A 22,222-nucleotide genomic window follows, 5' to 3' on the forward strand; every position below is an offset into this window, starting at 1 on the left:
CTATTTATAAACTAAAATTATATAAATATATGAAAAATAAGAAAAAAAATATAAATTCAATAATGATTATAAAAAATTGACAAGTAATAATTAATTTAATATAAAATTAAAAAGAAACATTAAAAATCATGTCATTATCCAATACATTAACAGAATATTTACTTAAAAATGGTGCAACAACAGTAGGTTATGCTGATATTAGCGCCTGTACACCAAAAAAAGGATTAAATAATGGAGTTGTTTTTTATATAACTTATCCGAAAGAAATCATTAAAAATATGCAAAACGCTCCAACTCAAGAGTATGTTAATGAATTGGTAAGCTTAAATACAAGATTAGATGAACTGGGAATGAAATGTGAAAAATTCTTAATTGATAATGGATATGATGCATATGCCCAAACAAAAAAGAGATTGGGTACTGATTTTGGTGAAAATAATAGCTTTGAATTACCTCACAAAACAATAGCTACACGTGCAGGTTTAGGGTGGATTGGTAAATCTGCATTATTCACGACAAACGGATTCGGATCAGCTTTAAGATTATCTTCTGTTCTAACAAATGCGCCACTTGATTTGGGAAAACCCATACTTAAGTCCAAATGTGGAAAATGCACAGAATGTATGGATGCATGCCCTGGCGGTGCAATTAGTGGAAAAGAATGGAATTATAAACTTAAAAGAAATGATTTTTACGATGATAAAAAATGTGAAAAATATGCACTTAAAGTATCATATGAAAACTTAGGAAAAGAAGATACAGTATGTGGTAAATGCATTTATGCTTGTCCACATACACAAAAATTCATTAAAAAATCATAACATGACAGCATACTGAAAAATAGATGAATGGTAATCTAGTTCCATACCTTGAATCTTTTTATCCATATGAACTGTTTCCAATTCATCATTTGAATCCAACATGATAATAAAGCCCATTTTAGTCCAATATTCAATAGCTCCAGGCAAGGTCTTATGAGTATGCAAATAAATTTTTTCATAATCACATCTATTAGCGAAAGTTTCAGCAACACTAAACATTTTTGAAGCAAGACCACAGCGCCTGTATTTTCTATCAACAAATAATCTCCAAATACTTGAAGTGGTGTTTTTTGAGTATATATTTCTAAACTCTGGAAAATCCTTATCATATGCTCTAATACCAATTGTTGCAATAATTTCACAGTTTTCATTATATGCTACAAAAAAATTATTTCTTTCAGGAACAATATAATAAGATTTCATATTCATAATGTCTTGATGCCATTCAGGAACGTAACCGTATCCAAATTCTCTTTTTATTTGGTCAAATAAGAATTTTTGAACATCCTTAATCATATTTGAGTTGTTGATTAGTTTTTTTATAGTAACTTTCATATTGACACCATAAAAGTAATACTTTATATATAATGATTTACTAAAAGAGTAATACTTTTTAGTAAATTTTGAATAACTTTAATATTGATAAGGTACAAAATACTATTTAAAGATTATTATTTGAAAATTTATCAAGTAGGATTACAGTACCTTTTCAAATTTAATATTAACTGGGTGAAAAAAAATGGAAAAGTTATTGGACGTTGAAAATGTATCAATTTCATTTATTCAATATGTACAAGGACTAAATCAACGTGATTTAAAAGTAATTACAGATTTAACATTGGATGTGTCCGAAGGTGAAATTTTAGCTATTTTAGGATCAAGCGGTTCTGGGAAAAGTTTACTTGCTCATGCAATATTCGGAATTTTACCTGAAAATGCAAACTTAAATGGAAAAATAAAATACAAAGGAAAAGAATTATCACAGGAAGACAAAGAAGAGCTTAGAGGAAAAGAAATAACATTGATACCCCAATCAGTGAATTTCTTAGACCCATTAATGAAAATATCTGATCAAGCCATCGGTAAAACTGAAAGTGATGCTGAAAAAAAAGAAAAAAAGGCCAAACAAAGAGAAATATTTGAACATTATAATTTAGGTCCCGAAGTTGATGAAATGTATCCATTCCAATTATCTGGAGGAATGGCAAGACGCGTGCTTGTATCAACAGCCCTATTATCCGATCCAAAATTAGTCGTTGCAGATGAACCTACTCCAGGTTTAGATGAGAAGACAGTTAAAGAAACGTTGAATCACTTCAAACATATGAAAGAGGATGGCGTAGGCGTTTTACTGATTACACACGATATTCATGCCGCACTTGAAATTGCAGACAGAATCGGTATATTTTATTCCGGTTATGTGATAGAAATCGCCGAAAACAAAGATTTCTCAGGAGATGGAGAAAACTTACTCCACCCATATACAAAATCACTCTATAAAGCACTGCCTGCTAACGGATTTGAACTGACAAAAGGCCATCAGCCATTACATGGCGAAATACCTGAAGGCTGTCCTTATTATAATAGATGTGAAATGGCATTTGATAGATGTAAAAATGAAAGACCTAAACTAATAAGTCTTGGAAATAAGAAAATCAGATGTTTCAAATATGAGGAAGGTGCATAAAATGGAACTTAAAGCAACAAATATCTCATTCAAATACCCTTCAGCCAAAGAATACCTGTTAAAAGATATCAATCTAGAATTGGATAACAACAAAATCATGGGTTTAATTGGAGATAGTGGAAGTGGAAAATCAACATTATGTAAAATATTATCCGGTTATGTTACAAACTATGAAGGCAGTGTAACTTTTGATGGGAATCCATTACCTAAAAAAGGATTTAAACCTGTACAATTAATTTATCAGCACCCTGAAAAAGTAATGAACCCAAAATGGAAAATGAACCAGGTATTAAAAGAATCATGGGATGTTGATGATGAAACATTATCCGAATTTGGTATTCAAAAAACATGGCTAACACGTTTTCCACAGGAATTGTCCGGAGGAGAACTTCAAAGATTTTCTGTTTTAAGATCCCTAAATCCGGAAACAAAATTTTTAATAGCTGATGAAATGACAACAATGCTTGATGCAATAACTCAAGTACAAATTTTAGATTCCGTTTTAAAAATAGTTAAGAAGAGAAATATGGGATTCTTACTTGTAAGTCACGATATGGATCTAGTGGATACCATATGTGATGACAGAATTTATTTAAAGGATATTAATGGCGCCTAACCATTAATATTGATTAATTTTTTTATCACATAATCAGCCCAAATCATTGTAATATTATTTGAAACTATTTCACCTAAAACAATACCCATCCATGCTCCCCATACACCATATCCTAAAACAACAGCAAACAAAACCGCAAAAAATATTGTAAACACTGTTTCTCTCAATATTGTTTGAAACATTGCAGTTATTCCTTTTCCAATACCCTGAAAAACATAAGTAGATGCTACTCCAACGGCCATTGTTGGATAATATATCACAATCCAGGAAAGAAAACTGGTTAACTCCGGTGCAATTCTCACGCTGCTGCCGCTGGATGCAAATACTGATGCAATATCTCCCGCAAATACATTGGTTAAAATAGCGACGATAACTGCAATGATTATTGAAATTTTCATTGCATATCTGTGAGCAATTTGAATATTCTTATAATTTCTTGCACCATAATTGGCTGCTATCACACTGATTAATGCAGTTCCAATGGCAAGTAATGGAGTAGTACCAACAATAACAATCCTCCAGCCAGTTGAATAAACAGCAACAGAATCCGTTGAACCGACAAAAGCAAGAAGTGCAGAAAAGACTGCTGCAAAAAATGCATTGTTCAAAAGTTGAATGCTTGCCGGAATACCAACTTTAATTATATCTTTTGAAATATCCTTATTAAAAGTAAAATTAGAAAAATTAGGCTTTAAATAAGTATCCTTTTTAGAATAAAACCAATACAGCAAAATTAAAATTACAAATATTGATGAAATTATTGTTGCAATAGCTGCACCCTTAACACCCAAATTCAAATTATAAATAAAAATAGGGTCTAAAATCATGTTTAAAATAGCTGAAAGTATCATAGCATACATTGGCCTTGTTGTATCACCTTCACCTCTAAAAATACCATATAACGCATTTGAAAGAATAATGAAAACTGATCCCAAAATAACAATTACTCCGTAATCAGTAGCATAACCGATAGTTTGGCCTGCGCCCATAGCATTTAAAATGGGATTTAATAAAATCAGCAGCAATAGAGTCATAATAAATGATACTGCAATATTGATTATAATAGAATGAACTGATGCATTATCTGCTTTTTGTTTATTATTTTCACCTAGATATTTTGATAATGCAAAAGCAGCACCCGAACCTAAACCATTTCCAAAACCGACCAGAATCATAAATATTGGTGTGAAAAAACCAACACCTGCTAGTGCATCTGCACCAAGACCGGACACCCATGCTGCATCAATCAAATTGTAAAAACTAGTAATGAGCAATGAAACAATCAAAGGCACAGACATTTTAATTAATGCTTTTTTAGGATTTTGAAGCATTATGTCTACACTGTTATATGAATCATTACTTAACATGTGAGTAAATATTGAAATTTATTTGATATAAAACTAATTATTAAAAAACATTTTTTTTACAAAATTCTACAAAAAAGAACAAAGCAAGTAAAAAAAATAATACAAATGTTTTTAGCACCATAGCAATTTTTAAATAGTTTAATAATTAATATAATAAATAGTAATATCTTTATAATAAATAGTATTACTAATATATTAATTTTCAGTATTTTAGTAATAAAATATTGATTATTGACAATACAAATGAGGAAATAAAAATGGACACAAAAATTATTATCGGTGCAGTTATAGCAGTTATTGCTATACTTGGTATTGGAGCATATGCTTTAGGTGGAGGAAATACACAGCATGCTCCTGACGAATTAGTAACTTGTGTTGCCGCTCACGGTGAAGAACCAGAATTTGGTTTCGACCCTATGCACGGTTGGGGATACCACGATTCTGGAACTGACCCTCTTATACAAAGTACGGTCTTTAAAAGAACCGCAAATAACACAATAGTGGGCGATTTAGCTACAGACTACACTGTTTCAAGCGATTTTAAAGTATATACAGTAAACATACGTAATGATGTTAATTTCACAGACGGCAGTCATTTAACTGCTAAAGACATAGCATTTTCATACAATAAAACAAAACAATTAGGTGAAGGTGCAGATTTAAGTTCCCTCTCAAATGTTACAGCAACTAACGACACTACTGTTGTATTTACACTCAACAAATCAGATTCAACATTTATAAACAAATTAACTGATGTGGGAATAGTACCTGCAGCAACTTATAATGAAGATTCATATGGTCAAAACCCAATCGGTTCAGGCCCTTATAAATTAGCCCAATGGGATAAAGGACAACAATTCATTTTAGAAAGAAACCCAGATTATTATGGACCAGAACCTTACTTCAAAAAAATAACTAACCTTTTCCTTGACCCTGATGCAGCTTTTGCAGCAGTTAAAAATAAAGATGTGGATATAGCTGAAGTACCTGTATCATATGCAAATGAAACCGTAGAAGGATACCACTTAGAATACTTCGATTCTATTGATGTACGTGGAATTTCCCTACCAACACAAAATGATACTGGAAAAAAAATCGGTGACGATAATTTAACCTATGGTAACAATGTAACTGCAGATCCTGCTATAAGAGAAGCATTATCTATCGGTATAAACAGACAAGCATTAGTAGATGGTGCATTAAATGGATACGGTAATGTATCCTACAATGGTGTAGCAGGTCAATTACCTTGGGCATTTGAAACAACCTACAAAGACGGTAACGTTAGTGGAGCAAAAGCAGTTTTAGCTGCAGCTGGTTGGAACGATACAAATGGTGATGGAATAGTAGAGAAAAACGGACATCCTGCTTCATTTTCAATCTACTATAATTCAAAAGCATCTGAAAGACAAGCAATTGCAGTAGCCGTTGCTGAACAAGCCAAAGACATTGGTATAAACATTACTCCAGTAGGTGGAAGTTGGGACGACATGGACCCAATTAAATTCCAACAACCTATTGTATGGGGATTCGGTTCAGCAGACCCAATGGCAATCCAGCATCAATATGATTCAAGATTTGCTGCAAAAGGATACGATAATCCAGAAATACTCAATGATAGTGCTGTAGATACATTAATTGACTCAGCAATGGGACAAGAGTTAAATAGTTCATACCCTACCTGGTCTCAAGCTGCAAAACAAGCAAACACACACTTCCCATACTTATGGATAGGAACAATGGATTATACATACTTTGTAAGTGATTCATTAGATATTTCCAATAGTACCCACCTCATTTATCCACACGGTGGAGATATCTGGGGTAACATCTACGATTGGAAACGTATTGAGACTAACAGTACACAAAAATAACTATTTAATAAATGATTTATTTTTATAAATCATTTTTTATTTCTTTTTTTAAAAATTTAGACACGCTGGAGATGATTAAAATTAACAGTAAAAAATTAGTCAAATTTCTTGGATTAAAAGCTATTAGACTACTAATTTTAATAATCGTTATCGCAGCAATCAGTTTTATAATGATACAATTATCTCCTATTGACCCAGTAAAAGCATATCTCGGCCAAAGATTTGTTAGCCAAGAGCAATTAGCTATTTTAGGAGAATATTGGGGAACGAATTTATCGTTAGGAGAAAGAGTATTAGGATGGCTTCAAACATTAGCCTCCGGAAGTATGGGTTATTCATTAATTTATAAAGTACCTGTAACCGAAGTAATTGCACAAAAATTCTTATCTTCATTAACCTTAATGTTAGTTTCATGGATAATATCCGGAATTGTAGGTTTTGGTTTAGGTATAATTGCAGGTGCAAAAGAAGGAAGCTTGGCAGATAAAGCCATTAAAACTTATTGTTACATATTACAGTCCACACCTACTTTTTGGATAGGATTAGTGCTCCTGATGGTTTTTGCGGTAGAATTAGGTTGGTTCCCTATAGGACTTTCAGTTCCTATTGGGCAATTATCAGACACAGTAACGTTTTGGCAATGGCTATACAGACTAATATTGCCCGCAATAACATTAAGTATTGTAGGAATTGCATCCCTTACTATGTATACAAGAGATAAACTTATTAGCATCAAAAATAGTGATTATTTCTTGTTTGCACAGGCAAGAGGTGAAAGTTTCTGGGGAATAATAAAAAATCATGGAATCAGAAACATTTTACTCCCTGCAATCTCAATCCAGTTCTTATCATTCAATGAATTATTTGGTGGAACAATCCTTGTTGAACAGGTATTTGCATATCCCGGTATCGGTCAAGCTACAGTAGCCGCAGGATTAAGGTCAGATGTCCCATTATTATTGGGTATCGTAATTATCAGTGCAATATTCGTATTTACAGGAAACCTTATTGCAGATATAATCTACAAATATGTCGATCCAAGAATAAGGGGTGAAGATGATGAGTGAAACACCATGGTATAATAGAGGATTATTCAGTTCCCTAAACTTAAGGCAAAAAACTCTTTTAACTATAGGAATCACGGGATTTTTATTATTAGTCATTTTCATTTGCGGAATGAGTATTGATCCAAATATAGCTACAGACTTTACCACCAAAATGCAGCCTCCGTCATTCCAACATATTTTCGGTACTGATTGGATGGGTAGAGACATGTTCACAAGAACCCTAAAAGGTCTGAGCTTAAGTATTATGATTGGAATAGGTGCTTCAATAATTTCTAGTATAATAGCTACAATTTTAGCATTTATTGCAAGTATTAACAGATTTACTGATGAAGTAGTATCATGGTTAATAGACTTATTTGCATCAATACCTCACATATTGTTACTTATGATGATATCTATTGCATTGGGTAAGGGTGCAATTGGTGTGACAATGGCAGTAGCATTTTCACATTGGGTGAATTTGACAAGAGTATTGAGAGCGGAAGTTCTTCAAATCAACACATCAGAATATGTTGCATTATCCAAGAAGTTCGGTAAAGGCAAATTGTGGATAGCTAAAGAACACATATTGCCGTTGGTATTATCCCAAATATTTGTAGGAACATTACTTGTATTTCCACATGCAATCATGCACGAATCAAGCATAACATTCTTAGGATTTGGTTTATCACCACACGAACCGGCCATTGGTATAATTTTATCTGAATCAATGAAATACCTGGCAATGGGAGCATGGTGGTTAGCATTATTCCCTGGTGCAGCATTAGTAATAGTTGTGTTATTATTTGATATTATAGGAGATAATTTAAAACGGTTATTTGATCCTTCACAGGCAAATAAATAGATTTTTGGTGATATTATGGGAAAACTATTAGAAGTAAATAATTTATCAATATCTTTTACACAATATGTTCAAGGATTAAATAGGCACGATACAAAAGTCATATCCGATTTATCAATAGATGTTAATGAAAACGAGATTGTTGCAGTATTAGGTTCAAGCGGTTCAGGAAAAAGTCTTTTAGCCCATTCAATTTTAGGAATTTTACCTTATAACTCCCATGTAGAAGGAGAAATAAAATATAAAGGACAAGTTCTAGACCAGGAATTGAAGGAAAAATTACGGGGAGAAGAAATCTGCTTAATACCACAATCCGTGAATTTCTTAGATCCTCTCATGAAAGTATCTGAACAGGCTATTGGTGAATGTAAAGATGAAAAAGAGCATGAAGAGAAAAAAATAAGGCAACGAGAAATATTCGGCAAATATGGATTGGATGAAAGTGTAGATGATTTATATCCTTTTGAATTGTCTGGAGGAATGGCCAGGAAAGTATTATTATCTACGGCATTAATAGGTGATCCTGATTTATTAATTGCTGATGAACCAACCCCCGGCCTCGATAAAAAAAGTGTTGAAGAAACAATTACTGATATAAAAAATTTAAAGGAAAATAACAAAGGCATTTTATTGATTACTCACGAAATTAATGTTGCTTTAAAAACTGCAGATAGAATTGCTATATTCTATTCGGGTTATGTTATTGAAATAAATACAGCAGAAAACTTCAAAAATGCTGAAAAAGTATTGCATCCATATTCCAAAGCTTTAATTGAATCATTGCCAAGAAATGGTTTCAATCTAACTGAAGGTGTTCAACCATTGAATGAAGTTGCTGGATGTCCATATTATGAAAATTGTCTGGTACGCCTAGACAAATGTGAAAATAACAAGCCAAAACTAGTCAACCATGATGGAGTAATGGTTAGATGTTTTAATTATGAGGAGGTTAATGATGGATCTTAAAGCGAATAATATTTCTTTTTCATATACTAAAAAAAGGGAGATATTGAAAGATGTTTCATTATCCCTCAATAGTAATAAAATAATAGGTTTAATGGGAGATAGCGGTAGCGGAAAAAGTACATTATGTAAAATATTATCCGGTTACATTAACAATTATTCCGGTGAAGTAACTATGGATAATCAAAAAATTCCAGACAAAGGCTATTATCCCGTACAATTAATTTTTCAGCATCCTGAAAAAACCATGAATCCAAAATGGAAAATGGAAAAAGTATTGAATGAACCATGGACTCCACCCCAAGAATTAAAAGACACATTTGGCCTTAAAGACACCTGGCTGACACGCTGGCCCAATGAACTTTCCGGTGGGGAACTACAACGTTTTAGTATATTAAGAGCCCTCAATCCAAAAACAAAATTTATCATAGCTGACGAGATAAGTACAATGCTTGATGCAGTAACACAGGTACAAATCTGGGAAGCACTCATCAATCACTGCAAATCCAACAATATTGGAATATTGGCAGTCAGTCATGATGAAGAATTACTTGAAGTAATATGCGACGATATTTTAAAATTTGATGAAATTAATAATCTCTAATCTTTTGAGATTATTTCTTTTTATTTTTTTGTATTTTAAATAGGAATAATTCTAGTTCTTTCTTTTTTATATTGTATATATTAAATCATTATTTTTGGGTCTGATTAGGTTATTAATTAAAAAAAAAGAAAATAAATTAGAATAGTGGATCTTTCACTAATCCAATTCTAAATGAATTTAAGATAACAAACAATGTTAATCCCAAATCTCCAAAACCAACAGACATCATTAATGTGATAATTCCCATTAATGCAAGTACTACACATAATAATTTTATTATGATAGCAAGAGAAATGTTCTGTTTAATGATACCCATTGTTTTACGGCTTAAAGAAAATAAATAAGGTAGTTTTGAAATATCATCCTGCATCAATGCAACATCTGCAGTTTCAATAGCTACGTCAGAACCTGCTGCACCCATAGCAATACCAATATTTGAACGAGCCAGAGCAGGTGCATCATTTATACCGTCACCAACCATAGCTACATCACCAAATTTATTTCTGATAGTATCCAGGATGTTTAACTTATCTTCAGGCATCAGATTTGAATAAACATAGTCAACACCAATTTCTGATGCAACGCTTTTTGCAGCACCTTTATTATCACCAGTTAGCATGAAAGTTTTTACACCTTGATTTTTTAAATCGGCAATGACTTCTGAAGCATTATCCCTAAGCTTGTCAGATACTGTAATGATACCTAAAACTTCTTTGGAATTTCCAATGAAAATCAAAGTTTTGCCTTCACCATAATATCTGTTAATTTCATCTCTTGAAATATCAAATGAACTTCCCTCAATTAAAGCTTCATTTGCTGCATAGTATTGCTCGCCATTAATGGTAGCGATAATTCCTTTACCTGGAACATTCTTAAAGTCTTCAGTTGAATAAAGAGATATATCATTTTCATCTGCATAGTCAACAACTGCTTTAGCAATTGGGTGAGATGATTCATGCTCTAAGGAAGCTGCAATTTTAACAATATCCTCTTCAGAATAATTTTCATCTAAAACATTGACTTGACTTAATTTAAGTTTCCCTTCAGTTAAAGTACCTGTTTTATCAAAGATTACTGCTTTAATATTACGCATTTCCTCAACATAAGTACTTCCTTTAATAATAACACCATTTCTGGTGGCTGAAGTAATAGCAGACACCATTCCGACAGGTGTTGAAATTAAAAATGCACATGGACAGGAAATTACTAATAGTGAAAGTGCCTTATAAACCCAATCAATTAAGTCTTGTCCTAGGAGCAACGGCGGAATAAGTGCAACACAAATTGCACCAATCATCATTATAGGAGTATAATATTTAGCAATTTTTTCAACCATAGTCTCTGTTTCAGAACGATTAAGCTGAGATCTTTTAACCAATGTTACAATTTTTGAAATAACAGAGTCCTTAGCTGCAGTTGTTACTTTAATTTCCATGTATCCATCTTCATTAACTGTTCCTGAAAATACTTTGTCTCCAACCTTTTTTAAAACCGGAACACTTTCACCAGTGATTGAAGCTTGATTAACTGAAGATGAACCTGAAATGACTTCACCATCCAAAGGCACTTTGTCCCCAGGTTTTACAATAACAATATCTCCAATATCTACTTCATCCACGTTTTTAACTTCTTCTTTATCTCCAGCTTTGACTCTCGCAGTATCTGGAGCGATTTCAACTAAAGATTTAATTGAACGTTTAGCCCTATCTTCAGCATAGTCTTCTAAAAATTCTGCAATGTAATAAAGGAAAGTAACAGCAGCCCCTTCTTCAGGATGCCCAATAATAAATGACGCAACACAAGCAATACATACTAACATTGCAGGACCAACAGTATGTTTTTTAACTAATGATTTATAAGCTAAAATAGCTATTTCATAACCTGCAATAATAGCACCTGCAACATAGGTAATAGTTACAACAGTAGGACTGAATGATAACCATTCAAAAATATGGCCTAAAGCAAATAATATGCCGCTTGCAAGGATGATTTGTATCGGCCTATTGGCTATTAATGGTTTTCCTTCAGCAAATAATTCATCATCCCCGTCACCGGAGTCCTGTCCATTGTCATCATCATCACAATCAGGACAAGCACAAAGACTAATATCAGCATCATCATGATTATGATGATTGTGGCCATGCTCATGACTATGCTCATGCTCATGACTATGCTCATGCTCATGATGATTATGGTCATGGTCGTCATCATCATCACAATCAGGACAAGCACAAAGGTTTATATCCACATCTTCATCGTAATCAATTTTTTCTCTGTGATCATGAATACTTAAATCAGTATTTTCTTGAAAATCCCTTAATAATTGCTTTTCATAATGTTGATGATTTTCACAGTGAACATCATTACAATCAGGATCAAAACAAATGAAATTATAATGTTCTGGATTGTTACAATCACATATCTCACAATCAGGTTCATAACACTCATTTTTATTCAATTTAAACACCATCAAAGTTTATTCTAAAATGTGTTCCAAACCAACCTTATATATCATTTCTATATGAAGGTCTGTAAGAGAATATCTTGCCATTTTACCTTCTTTCTGATATTTTACAATATTATTTGCTCTCAATATTCTTAATTGATTTGAAACAGTAGTTTGATTTAAATCTAATGCTTTACAAATGTCACAAACACATAAATCTTCAATAGCGAGTAATGAAAGTATTTTCAATCTTGTAGGATTACCGAATATTTTGAAAAACTCAGATAATTCAGAATATTGGTCTTCTTCAATCATACGTTTTTGTACACGTTCGATAACATCCTCATGAGAGTCAAATACTTCGCATACATCATTTTCGTTATTTTCTAGATTATCTTTGTCTGTCATTTTTTATTCCCATTAAATTATATCTAGTTAATAATTTATAATGTTTATATATATAAATATTGTCATATCACAATATTATGATATGTTATTCAAAAAAGAGAAATTAATTAGAAAAACCAAAAGATTCATTATTAATATACTTATTTAATACAAAAAAGGATGATAAATAATTAAATCATCCAAAAAAATCATATCATCTTTTTGAAGCTATTATGACCTCTTCAACATCATATGGTGGAAGTTCAACTTTATATCCTAAAACTTTAATTAAGGCTTCCATACCACTCCTACCACTAATTAGGAATTGATAAGTGTTTTTAGGGATTAAAATAACACCCCCAACCTTAATTTTTGAAAAGATATCTAAAATCATCTTTGCCTTATTGGCTTCAGTTTCCCCAACTAAACTTTTATTTAAATTTACAATAATAAAATCAAAATTACCATTTAATTCGTGAATTTTATCATTATTTATTTGAAACGTATCAATATTATCCACAAACTGGTCAGTTACGAGAAGACCTGTTCCATATCTTGTACCTTTTTCAATCAATGGCTTAATTTCATTAATATATGTTTCATCATCTTTTAAATCAGCGACAAATGAATCATTACTTAGAATTAATGAAAATGCATTCTTTTCCATACCTCTTAAAAATTCTAAATCATCATATATCTGCGATTTTTTCTCATTAACCAAATAAGTATAACCTGCAGCGGTTTCCAAGTCTTCAGTTTTTTTGAAATGCATCTCATCAAATTCAGTATTCGTTAATGAAGTACTATGATAAGACTTCAAATTATAACCTAGATTAATAAAAGGAACTGAGCTGGCAAAAATATCTTCAGGAGCAATAAATAATTTAACAATACCATGAGCATATAATTGATATCTTTTCTTTAATTGCTCATAAAAACGTTCAGGTTTTAAATATGCATCCAAAATGCTGTCTGTTTCATGTTGACCGGAAATTCTGTCCAAAAATTCAATACCCATATTCGCACCACAAGGACGGCAATTAACTTCAATTAAAACAGGCCCCTTTTCATCAATCATATATTCTCCATGAACTGGACCATATTCAATACCAATAGCTTTTGCAACCTTATAAGCATATTCTACCATTTCAGCCTCGCCAAAACTTAATTCATTTACAGTTTCGCTTGAATCACAAATAACAGCACCATTGGAATCCGTAATTTTATTATATTTCCAAACCAATGTAACTCGAGGTATGCCTTTATGTGATACTGTATTTACAATATATTCAACACCATTAATACGTTCCTGAATTAAAACTTTGTCAACTTTTTCTCCAAAATAATTTACGCCACCGGAAGATACTTCATAGGCACTAATCAGCTCATCTCTATCCATACATATGCGCACTGCTGCAGCTCCCGCACTATAAATCGGTTTTATAACAACTTCTTTTAAACCTTCACCATCATAAAACTCCAATGCCTCATCCAAAGAATAAACAACTTTTCCTTTAATTGAACGAAGCCCATTTTCAGCTAATCTTTTATGCATTTCACTTTTTAACGTCATTGCATCAAGATTTTCAATGGAATTGCATAAAAGATTTAAATCATTGGATAATTTAGTAGCTAAAATTACTCCTTTTTCATTACCTGGAAGAATTAAAAGAGGATCATATTTCTTTACCTCTTCAAGAGTTTTTTCATAGGTGTCCTTCTCATAAATCATGTCAAAATCATAATCTATCCTGTCATAGTGTCCATAAACAAAATTTTCATAATGTTTTCCCTCTTCAGTATCGGGAACTTTCAAATGCAATACTACAGGATTATAACCCCTATAAATTATATCTTCAATAAAATTTATGCCCGTAGATATGCATTCAACGATTATTATATTTCTCATATTAAATCCCTTCAAATTGTAATCTAATTGAATCTTATCCAACCAGTTTTAGGTAGAATTATTTGAAAATTATTCCATTTACCACATATTGCCAAAACAAACCCATTTATGTCTCCCACAGGCAGGTTGAAATTTGGAAAATGAAGTAAACACCACTTATAATCCCATAATCATTATCAAATAATAAACATACACATCGATTGAATTCTATGATTAAATATTTATTAATAATATCTAATTAATTTATCTAAGATATTAATATCAGTAAATTTATAGGAAATATTAAATGCTATTCAACATCCTTTAGCGCTTCAACCATATTCAAATTCCTTATTTTACTTGAAAATAACAGATTGACAACAATTGAAACAGTAAATGTTATTACTGCACTTAATGCGATGTTTCCCCAAGTCAATGACGGAATGTAATATAGAGACTCACCTGCTGCATCCATCATTAATGTCATTAAGTAAAATCCTAAAGGAACACCCAGAATAAATCCTATTGCAGTAAATACGATGTTTTGTGTCAATAACAATTTTCTTAAATCAGACGTTTTAAAGCCCAAAACCTTTAATGTGGCTATTTCACGTTCAATTTCTGTAAATGACAATATTCCCAAGTTATATAAAACGACAATAGCCAGTAAAACAGCAAAGAATATTAAAATAGATACCATCATCATTACAGAGCCTGTCATTTCATCCCAGCTATTCTTCATTTCAGTCAACGTAGAAATACTTTTTATGGAATCATAGTCACCAGTCACATTTTGCGAAGTTATAATACTCGTAGGACTGAAAGTTAAGTTTAAATCATCCAACTTATCCTTAGATAGAATTATTCCCTGGGATAGCGGTTCACCATGGATGTTGGTTACTTCACATTCAACCCATTTATCAGAGCCGACAATATGCCATTCCACCTTATCACCCACACCAACATTGAGACTATCTGCCATTTTTGCTGAAAGGGATATGTCTGTATCAGATAAGTTGATTGGATTTCCATTCCTATCAGTATGAGATATGAGATTCGTGTCATTTAATGCAAGAAGTGAACCTACCTTTTCATTTCCAGGAACCTTTATTTCAATAGCTTGCTCCATAATTGTACTGCCATTTACCTCTTCACGAACACTGTCAATATCGCTCAATGATGCGCCACTTTCAACAATCAGTTTTGATTCAAAATGACTGATGTCATCATATTCCCATGTCTTTAAATGTTCCATCGAATCATTCATACCAAATGCTGAAACTAAAAGTGCAACACAACCCATTACACCAATGATTGCCATTAATGCTCTGAATTTATTTCTTTTGGCATCCCGATAATTCCAACGAATATTGAAACTCACATTTTTCCACAATTTTGAGTTTTCCAAAAATCCTGAAGAAGATATATTCGGGGCTTTTGGTCTCATCGTATTAGCAGGATTTTCTTTTGAAATATTTCGGGCAGCCAAATATGTAACTAAAAGTGAAGACAATACCATCAAAGCGGCAACAATGATAAAGCTCATATCAAAACCAGGACGCCATTCAGGAAGAGAATATCTGTAGGACATGGTCGGATAGAATAAATTTGGAATAATGGCAGGCCCTAAAGCCAATCCCAGAATAGCTCCGGCCAAAACCATCCAGAATCCATAAGACATAAAATGCAAAATTATACTTCTATTTTTATATCCAACTGCTTTTAAAACACCTATTTGTGTTCTTTGATGAGCAATTATCCTAGTCATTGTTGTTAAAAGCGTTAAAAAAGTAACCAAGATAAATACAATTGGAAAGACATTTCCAATCATCTTATGCTGAGACATTTCTTCATTAAACTGAGAAACACTCACATGCTCAGATTGCCTTGTAAATGATAAATATTCTGAAGAATCTTCAAGGGACTTTTCAAAATCATCCACAGATTGATTGAATTTAACCAATAACACATTATATTGGATATCTGAAGGAAATGCTTCATAAGACATATAAGCAAAACCCATATCCTTAAAATCAGGAATGATTGATGTTGGAGAAGCTTCATAAACATATTCAGGAGAATATCCAATACCCTTAATTTCCTTTTCAATCTCAATGCCGTTGAAATCAAATGAAATATTGTCCCCAACGCTTAAGTTCTGCGCATCAGCAAAGCGTATATCAAGCCATACACCCGAATCATCAGAGGAATTGAATTCTTCACCATCGACTGTATAAAATTTCGATATATTATTATCCTCAATAAAATGTAGAGTAATATCAGGATCATTGGAAAAATTACCGACAGACTGGACAACCAACTGTCTTTCACTATCTGCTGTAAAGTTATTTATATCATCCAAAGCATCATCAGTAATTGTGGTATTATAAATCCATCCATCAGCAAGATTGGTATCTGCATAAAAATCATTGCTAGTTTGTTCCAAACCATAATACTCGCTACAAACCCCACAAAATGCAAAAATACCTAGAAATGCCATTAAAAATATAGAAATGAACTGTGTTTTGTTAATTCTGATATCCCTAAGCATCTTTTTTAACAAGGACATGATATAATATAAGAAAAAAATAAGATTTAAAATTAATGGAAGTTAATCAACTCACCAATCAACCGATATCTCGACTATTGCAACAACAAAAAAAAAGATAAAAATTATCAACGTTAGATTTAAGACCTAAAAATTCCCAAGCATACGCTCACCATTCAAGGTCTTCTACTTTTTTAGGATATTCATTAATTGTAATGTTTTCAATTTGTCCATTTTTAATGCGAATAACCTTATCAGCAGCTTCTGCCAAGATGGCATTATGGGTAACTATAATAACAGTGGTGTTTCTATAATTACTCATTTCTTGAAGTAAATTTAAAATAAGGACACCTGTTTTTGAATCCAAAGCACCTGTAGGTTCATCACATAAAAGCATTGCAGGTTGCTTTGCAACAGCTCTTGCAATCGATACTCTTTGCTGTTCACCACCAGACAATTGTGCTGGGAACTGATTGGCATGACCTCCCAAACCAACTGAATTGAGGACAGCATTTCCATCGATATTTACATCAACAATGTCTTTCATTAACTCCACATTTTCAATAGCGGTTAAATTTGGAATCAGATTATAGAACTGGAAAATAAAGCCAACATTTTTAGCACGATATTTGGTTAGTTCATTGTCATCGAAGTTTTCCACATGTTCCCCATTTACAATAATCTGACCACTTGTTGTTGAATCAAGCCCTCCCAAAAGGTTTAAAAGAGTTGATTTACCTGCTCCGGACGGACCAAGAATAACAACAAATTCTCCTTCATCAATTGTAAAGTTAACATTATCCATTGCTCGAAGAACATGGTCTCCAGATTTATATTCTTTCACAACATCCTTAAATTCAATTAATGTACTCATTAAAATTAACTCCAATAATTACTTTTATATATTAATATTATATATAATATCCCATATATAATTTTTAGGCATACCTAAATAATAACATTCTTAATCGGAAAAATTATTTCAAAAGAGACCTTAAAAAAAGAAAAAAGTAATTAGTTTAAAATTAACTAATTAAATCTTTTGAAGCAATAACCCCCATCTCCACACCATATGGTGGAACTTCAATTCTTAAGTCCAAATCAATCATCAGTGCTTCAATACCCTTTCTTTGACCAGGAACATATTTATAAGTAGTTTCAGGAATGAAAACAATTCCTCCAACTTTAATACGTTTCAATATATTTAATATTACTTCAACAGTAAGATGGTCCTTTTTTTCAACCAGACTTTTATTTAAATTGACTATGACATAATCAAATTCCTCATTAATATTACCGACATCCTCTACACAAACCTGTACGATATTATGGGTATCCAAAAATTGGTCCGTTATTAAAAGTCCAGTTCCAAACTCTGAAACAGTATCTACCACTTCTGTAAGATGATTAATCAATTTATCCTCTTCCAACTTCTTAATTTTATTTAATTCCGGACTTAAAACCAATGCAAATGCATATTTCTCAAGACTTCTTAAAAAATTAATATCATTCTGCAATACATCATTATCTTTATGAACAAGATATATAACACCACAGGTTGAATGCAAATCCCTAGTTTTGATATAAAATATCCCTTCTTCAGCCATTTCAGCAAAATCTGCCTTAAAATAACTTTTCAAATTAGGGCTGATATCGACCATTGGTGAGGATTTAGCAACAATATCCTCAGGAACAATAAACATCTTCAAAGCCCCATGTCCCTGTAATCTATACCTTTGTAAAGCTTTATGTTTAAAGCGAGCAGGTTTGAGATATGAATCAAGAATACTGTCTGTCTCATGTTGGCCAGAAATTTCATCCAAGAATTTTGCAGGCATGTTACCACCACATGGACGGCAATTAACCTCAATAAGAACCGGCCCATCCTTATCAATCATATATTCACCATGAACTGGCCCATATTTAATACCAATTGCATCAGCCACCTTATAAGCATATTCAATCATTTCAGCTTCAGATATACCTAAAGTATTTACAGTTTCTACCGTATCATAAATCATAGCCCCTTCAGAGGTTTTTATTTTACTGTATTTCCAGATTAAAGTTACACGATGCCAACCATCATTAGAAACTGTATTGACAATATATTCATCCCCATCAATACGCTCCTGAATTAAAAGTTCCTGAACATTTCCGCCATAATATCCTTTTTTGCCCATCAACTCTTCGATTGCATCAACCATTTCCTGCTTGTTTAAACATATTCGAACATTAAAGGACCCTGCACTCCGTATCGGTTTAATAACAACCTCCTTTAAAGATTCATCATCATAAAATTCAATAGCCTCTTCAACAGATTTAATAACTTTTCCCCGAATATAACGAAGACCATTTTCAGCCAATCTTTTATGCATTTCATGTTTTAAGGTCATTGCACCAATATTTTCAGTGGAATTACCTAAAAGACATAAATCCTCAGACAATTTTGTAGCTAAAACAACACCTTCTTCACAACCCGCAACAATCAATACAGGATTTACTTTTCGAACAGCCTCAAGAGTTTCTGCATAAGTATCTTTTTCATAAATCATGCCAAATTTTTCATTAATCTGATCATAATTATGCTTAACCTTTTGATTATATTCATCAACAATATCCTCAGAAGGTTTCAACTCCAACACAATTGGATTATAACCCCTATTGATAATATCTCCTATGAAATTAATTCCAGTAGATATGCAATCAACAACAATAATGTTTTCCATGTTAACACCTTTTAATTAATTGACATATTTATTTTTTTAGTAAATAAGTTATAATTAAGTTTACAAAAATTTTTTCAAAAACATTAAACATTAACTATAAAAGATTTCAAAAAGATAATATTATTATAATAAAATATTAGGGGTATAAATGTCATTTAACAAAGATGAAATGTTAATAATGCCTGCAGTTGATATTAAAAATGGAAAGTGTGTTCAACTTGTTCAAGGCCAACCAGGCAGTGAAATGGTTGAAATCGAAAATCCGGAGAATGTTGCTCTTCATTGGGAAAATGAAGGTGCTAAAAATATTCATGTTATTGACCTTGATGGCACTATTGACGGAAAAACCAGTTTACCGATAATAAAAAGAATACTAAAAGAAGTTTCTGTTCCTATCCAGTTAGGCGGTGGAATCAGAAGCGTTGAATATGCAAAAGAATTATTGGATTTGGATATTGAACGATTGATTATTGGAACCATGGGAATAGAAAATCCTAAAACCATAGAAGAGTTATCTGAAGAATACGGTTCCGAAAGAATAATGATTTCACTAGACAGTAAAGACAACAAAGTAGTCATTAAAGGATGGCAAGAAAAAATTGATAAAAGCCCCGTAGAATTATCCAATGAATTTAAAGAGCATGGTGCTGGAAGCATATTATTCACCAACGTTGATGTTGAAGGCCTTTTAGGAGGATTTTACACCGACCCAGTAATCAAACTTAAAAATTCAGTAGATTTACCTATTGTCTATTCAGGAGGAATAACAACAATAGAAGACATTAAAAAATTAAATGAAAGTGGTGTCGAAGGAGTTGTTATTGGTTCTGCACTTTATAAAGACAAAATTGATTTGAAAGAAGCTTTAAAATACCAGAAGAGGTAGTACAATGAAAAAAGTAATGGCAAGTGGAACATTTGATTTATTGCATCCGGGACATGGCATTTATCTTCAAGAAGCAAAAAACCTTGGAGGATATAAATCTAAGCTTTATGTTGTAGTTGCAAGAGATTCTACAGTAGAAAAAAGGAAAAGAGTTCCTATTGTTGGTGAAAATCAACGCTTAGAATTAATCAAAATGTTAAAACCTGTTGATGAAGCTTATCTCGGAAATGAAGACGGGAATATCTTTCAAATTGTGGAAGAAATTGACCCGGACATAATAGCTATTGGACCGGATCAGACACATAATGTAGAAAAATTACAGAAAGCTATTGACGAAAGAGGCCTTAAAGCTCGTGTTCAACGCGTAAGCGTTTATCATAAAGATGAATTGGATAGTAGTTGTAAGATTATTAAAAAGATTAAAAATATTGACTTTGAAGGAAAAATTTTAGATAACTGTGAATAGAGAGGGAAAATTATGTATAAAGTAGCAATAATTGGAGCAAGCGGATATACTGGTGGAGAACTTTTAAGAATGTTATTAAACCATCCTGAAGTTGAAGTAACAGACATTACTTCAAGACAATATGATGGTACCCCTGCACATAAAATTCATCCACATATAAGGGATTCTGGACTTGAATTTGTAGATAAACAACCAGATGAGTTAGATGCGGATGTTGTTTTTACTGCAACACCTCACGGTGCATCAATGAAAATTGTTCCAAGCATTTTAGAAACCGGAACCAAAGTTGTTGATTTAAGTGGAGATTACAGATACCAAGATATTGAAGTTTATGAAAAATGGTATGGAATGGAACACACCGATAAAGAAAACAAAGGGGTATTCGGTCTTCCTGAGTTATACAGGGATGAAATTAAAAAAGCAAAATTAGTTGCAAATCCAGGATGTTTCCCAACAGGTGCTATTTTATCATCTTATCCATTAGTAAAAAATGATTTAGTAGATAGAATAGTCATTGATTCAAAAAGTGGTGTCAGCGGAGCTGGTGTTAATGCATCTTCAACTACACACTACCCAAATATCGCAGATAATCTTAATCCATATAAAATTACATCACACAGACACATGTCTGAGATTCAACAGGAATTACATGGCTTTGATGATGTGAAAGTATCCTTCACACCACATTTGATTCCAGTCATCAGAGGAATCCAGACTACAAGCCACAGTTTCTTGATCAAGGATATTACAACTGACGAATTAAGAGAAGTATATGAAAAAGAATATGGAAACGAATATTTCATTAAACTAATGGATGAAGGAGAAATTCCGCATTTAAGTTCAGTTAGAGGATCCAACTTTGTGCATATTGGAGGATTTGAAATAGATGAAACCGGAAGAATCGTTATGTTATCAGTAATTGATAATCTTGTAAAAGGTGCTTCTGGTCAAGCTATTCAGAATATGAACATTTTACTTGGACTTGATGAGAGCACTGGATTAAAACACTTCGGTCTTCATCCGTAGGGGGAAAAA

Annotated in this window: 19 protein-coding genes; 11 read left to right on the forward strand and 8 right to left on the reverse strand. The window is 32.4% G+C overall.

Annotated elements, in window-relative coordinates:
* Positions 1-128: 128 nt before the first annotated feature.
* Complete coding sequence (locus ACKI3Q_RS03770) at positions 129-821, forward strand: 4Fe-4S double cluster binding domain-containing protein (protein ID WP_407414407.1); 693 nt, start codon at positions 129-131, stop codon at positions 819-821.
* Here ACKI3Q_RS03770 and ACKI3Q_RS03775 read toward each other — a convergent pair.
* Entirely contained in the window at positions 816-1,376 is a 561-nt protein-coding gene (locus ACKI3Q_RS03775; protein WP_407414409.1) for a GNAT family N-acetyltransferase, read from the reverse strand. The two genes, ACKI3Q_RS03770 and ACKI3Q_RS03775, sit on opposite strands and share 6 nt — an antisense overlap.
* 184 nt (positions 1,377-1,560) lie before the next feature.
* On the opposite strand from ACKI3Q_RS03775, the gene ACKI3Q_RS03780 reads away from it, so the two are divergent.
* Entirely contained in the window at positions 1,561-2,508 is a 948-nt protein-coding gene (locus ACKI3Q_RS03780; RefSeq protein WP_407414411.1) for an oligopeptide/dipeptide ABC transporter ATP-binding protein, read from the forward strand.
* Between the two features lies 1 nt (position 2,509).
* The gene (locus ACKI3Q_RS03785; protein WP_407414413.1) at positions 2,510-3,124 is read left to right on the forward strand and encodes an ABC transporter ATP-binding protein; all 615 of its coding nucleotides are present in this window, start codon (positions 2,510-2,512) and stop codon (positions 3,122-3,124) included.
* Here the strand turns inward: ACKI3Q_RS03785 and ACKI3Q_RS03790 are convergent.
* Positions 3,121-4,491, reverse strand: a complete 1,371-nt coding sequence (locus ACKI3Q_RS03790) for an MATE family efflux transporter (RefSeq protein WP_407414415.1) — start codon at positions 4,489-4,491, stop codon at positions 3,121-3,123. The two genes, ACKI3Q_RS03785 and ACKI3Q_RS03790, sit on opposite strands and share 4 nt — an antisense overlap.
* Before the next feature lie 257 nt (positions 4,492-4,748).
* Between ACKI3Q_RS03790 and ACKI3Q_RS03795 the strand changes: the two genes are divergently transcribed.
* From ACKI3Q_RS03795 to ACKI3Q_RS03815, 5 genes are all read left to right on the forward strand, one after another.
* A complete protein-coding gene (locus tag ACKI3Q_RS03795; RefSeq protein ID WP_407414417.1) occupies positions 4,749-6,365 on the forward strand; it encodes an ABC transporter substrate-binding protein in 1,617 nt (538 codons plus the stop codon).
* Between the two features lie 71 nt (positions 6,366-6,436).
* Positions 6,437-7,432 carry an ABC transporter permease gene (locus tag ACKI3Q_RS03800; protein WP_407414419.1) on the forward strand — a complete coding sequence of 332 codons (996 nt, stop codon included), beginning with the start codon at positions 6,437-6,439 and terminating at the stop codon, positions 7,430-7,432.
* Positions 7,422-8,276: an ABC transporter permease gene (locus ACKI3Q_RS03805; protein WP_407414421.1), complete on the forward strand. Its 855-nt coding sequence runs from the start codon at positions 7,422-7,424 to the stop codon at positions 8,274-8,276. The genes ACKI3Q_RS03800 and ACKI3Q_RS03805 overlap by 11 nt, the downstream gene beginning before the upstream one ends.
* A 15-nt stretch (positions 8,277-8,291) precedes the next feature.
* Positions 8,292-9,239: an ATP-binding cassette domain-containing protein gene (locus ACKI3Q_RS03810; protein WP_407414423.1), complete on the forward strand. Its 948-nt coding sequence runs from the start codon at positions 8,292-8,294 to the stop codon at positions 9,237-9,239.
* Entirely contained in the window at positions 9,229-9,840 is a 612-nt protein-coding gene (locus ACKI3Q_RS03815) for an ABC transporter ATP-binding protein (RefSeq protein ID WP_407414425.1), read from the forward strand. The genes ACKI3Q_RS03810 and ACKI3Q_RS03815 overlap by 11 nt, the downstream gene beginning before the upstream one ends.
* 136 nt (positions 9,841-9,976) lie before the next feature.
* On the opposite strand, the gene ACKI3Q_RS03820 is transcribed toward ACKI3Q_RS03815, so the two are convergent.
* The 6 genes from ACKI3Q_RS03820 to ACKI3Q_RS03845 all read right to left on the reverse strand — a co-directional run bounded on the left by ACKI3Q_RS03820 (position 9,977) and on the right by ACKI3Q_RS03845 (position 19,835).
* Positions 9,977-12,298: a heavy metal translocating P-type ATPase gene (locus ACKI3Q_RS03820; protein WP_407414427.1), complete on the reverse strand. Its 2,322-nt coding sequence runs from the start codon at positions 12,296-12,298 to the stop codon at positions 9,977-9,979.
* Positions 12,299-12,316: 18 nt separating this feature from the next.
* Complete coding sequence (locus ACKI3Q_RS03825; RefSeq protein WP_407414429.1) at positions 12,317-12,694, reverse strand: ArsR/SmtB family transcription factor; 378 nt, start codon at positions 12,692-12,694, stop codon at positions 12,317-12,319.
* Between the two features lie 193 nt (positions 12,695-12,887).
* Entirely contained in the window at positions 12,888-14,582 is a 1,695-nt protein-coding gene (locus ACKI3Q_RS03830; RefSeq protein ID WP_407414431.1) for an ATP-grasp domain-containing protein, read from the reverse strand.
* A 289-nt stretch (positions 14,583-14,871) separates the two neighbouring features.
* Positions 14,872-17,130 carry an ABC transporter permease gene (locus tag ACKI3Q_RS03835; RefSeq protein WP_407414433.1) on the reverse strand — a complete coding sequence of 753 codons (2,259 nt, stop codon included), beginning with the start codon at positions 17,128-17,130 and terminating at the stop codon, positions 14,872-14,874.
* A gap of 148 nt (positions 17,131-17,278) precedes the next feature.
* Positions 17,279-17,983 carry an ABC transporter ATP-binding protein gene (locus ACKI3Q_RS03840; RefSeq protein WP_407414435.1) on the reverse strand — a complete coding sequence of 235 codons (705 nt, stop codon included), beginning with the start codon at positions 17,981-17,983 and terminating at the stop codon, positions 17,279-17,281.
* 151 nt (positions 17,984-18,134) lie between these two features.
* Positions 18,135-19,835: an ATP-grasp domain-containing protein gene (locus tag ACKI3Q_RS03845; RefSeq protein ID WP_407414437.1), complete on the reverse strand. Its 1,701-nt coding sequence runs from the start codon at positions 19,833-19,835 to the stop codon at positions 18,135-18,137.
* A 148-nt stretch (positions 19,836-19,983) separates the two neighbouring features.
* Here ACKI3Q_RS03845 and hisA point away from each other — a divergent pair, with 148 nt between their 5' ends.
* The 3 genes from hisA to argC are packed head-to-tail and all read left to right on the forward strand — an operon-like array spanning position 19,984 to position 22,213.
* Entirely contained in the window at positions 19,984-20,721 is a 738-nt protein-coding gene (hisA, locus tag ACKI3Q_RS03850; protein WP_407414439.1) for a 1-(5-phosphoribosyl)-5-[(5-phosphoribosylamino)methylideneamino]imidazole-4-carboxamide isomerase, read from the forward strand.
* Between the two features lie 4 nt (positions 20,722-20,725).
* Positions 20,726-21,187 carry an adenylyltransferase/cytidyltransferase family protein gene (locus ACKI3Q_RS03855; protein WP_407414441.1) on the forward strand — a complete coding sequence of 154 codons (462 nt, stop codon included), beginning with the start codon at positions 20,726-20,728 and terminating at the stop codon, positions 21,185-21,187.
* A gap of 12 nt (positions 21,188-21,199) precedes the next feature.
* On the forward strand, positions 21,200-22,213 hold the full coding sequence (gene argC / locus ACKI3Q_RS03860) for an N-acetyl-gamma-glutamyl-phosphate reductase (protein ID WP_407414443.1): 1,014 nt from the start codon (positions 21,200-21,202) through the stop codon (positions 22,211-22,213).
* Positions 22,214-22,222 lie beyond the last annotated feature (9 nt).

This window comes from Methanobrevibacter sp., assembly GCF_045636185.1.
GTDB lineage: Archaea > Methanobacteriota > Methanobacteria > Methanobacteriales > Methanobacteriaceae > Methanocatella.

Coding starts and splice junctions, on each gene's coding strand:
- ACKI3Q_RS03825 (WP_407414429.1), bottom strand. CDS start 12,694: ATGACAGACAAAGATAATCTAGAAAATAACGAAAATGATGTATGCGAA.
- ACKI3Q_RS03785 (WP_407414413.1), top strand. CDS start 2,510: ATGGAACTTAAAGCAACAAATATCTCATTCAAATACCCTTCAGCCAAA.
- ACKI3Q_RS03795 (WP_407414417.1), top strand. CDS start 4,749: ATGGACACAAAAATTATTATCGGTGCAGTTATAGCAGTTATTGCTATA.
- ACKI3Q_RS03805 (WP_407414421.1), top strand. CDS start 7,422: ATGATGAGTGAAACACCATGGTATAATAGAGGATTATTCAGTTCCCTA.
- ACKI3Q_RS03845 (WP_407414437.1), bottom strand. CDS start 19,835: ATGGAAAACATTATTGTTGTTGATTGCATATCTACTGGAATTAATTTC.
- ACKI3Q_RS03780 (WP_407414411.1), top strand. CDS start 1,561: ATGGAAAAGTTATTGGACGTTGAAAATGTATCAATTTCATTTATTCAA.
- ACKI3Q_RS03830 (WP_407414431.1), bottom strand. CDS start 14,582: ATGAGAAATATAATAATCGTTGAATGCATATCTACGGGCATAAATTTT.
- ACKI3Q_RS03835 (WP_407414433.1), bottom strand. CDS start 17,130: ATGTCCTTGTTAAAAAAGATGCTTAGGGATATCAGAATTAACAAAACA.
- ACKI3Q_RS03775 (WP_407414409.1), bottom strand. CDS start 1,376: ATGAAAGTTACTATAAAAAAACTAATCAACAACTCAAATATGATTAAG.
- ACKI3Q_RS03810 (WP_407414423.1), top strand. CDS start 8,292: ATGGGAAAACTATTAGAAGTAAATAATTTATCAATATCTTTTACACAA.
- ACKI3Q_RS03840 (WP_407414435.1), bottom strand. CDS start 17,983: ATGAGTACATTAATTGAATTTAAGGATGTTGTGAAAGAATATAAATCT.
- ACKI3Q_RS03800 (WP_407414419.1), top strand. CDS start 6,437: ATGATTAAAATTAACAGTAAAAAATTAGTCAAATTTCTTGGATTAAAA.
- argC (WP_407414443.1), top strand. CDS start 21,200: ATGTATAAAGTAGCAATAATTGGAGCAAGCGGATATACTGGTGGAGAA.
- ACKI3Q_RS03790 (WP_407414415.1), bottom strand. CDS start 4,491: ATGTTAAGTAATGATTCATATAACAGTGTAGACATAATGCTTCAAAAT.
- ACKI3Q_RS03770 (WP_407414407.1), top strand. CDS start 129: ATGTCATTATCCAATACATTAACAGAATATTTACTTAAAAATGGTGCA.
- hisA (WP_407414439.1), top strand. CDS start 19,984: ATGTCATTTAACAAAGATGAAATGTTAATAATGCCTGCAGTTGATATT.
- ACKI3Q_RS03815 (WP_407414425.1), top strand. CDS start 9,229: ATGGATCTTAAAGCGAATAATATTTCTTTTTCATATACTAAAAAAAGG.
- ACKI3Q_RS03855 (WP_407414441.1), top strand. CDS start 20,726: ATGAAAAAAGTAATGGCAAGTGGAACATTTGATTTATTGCATCCGGGA.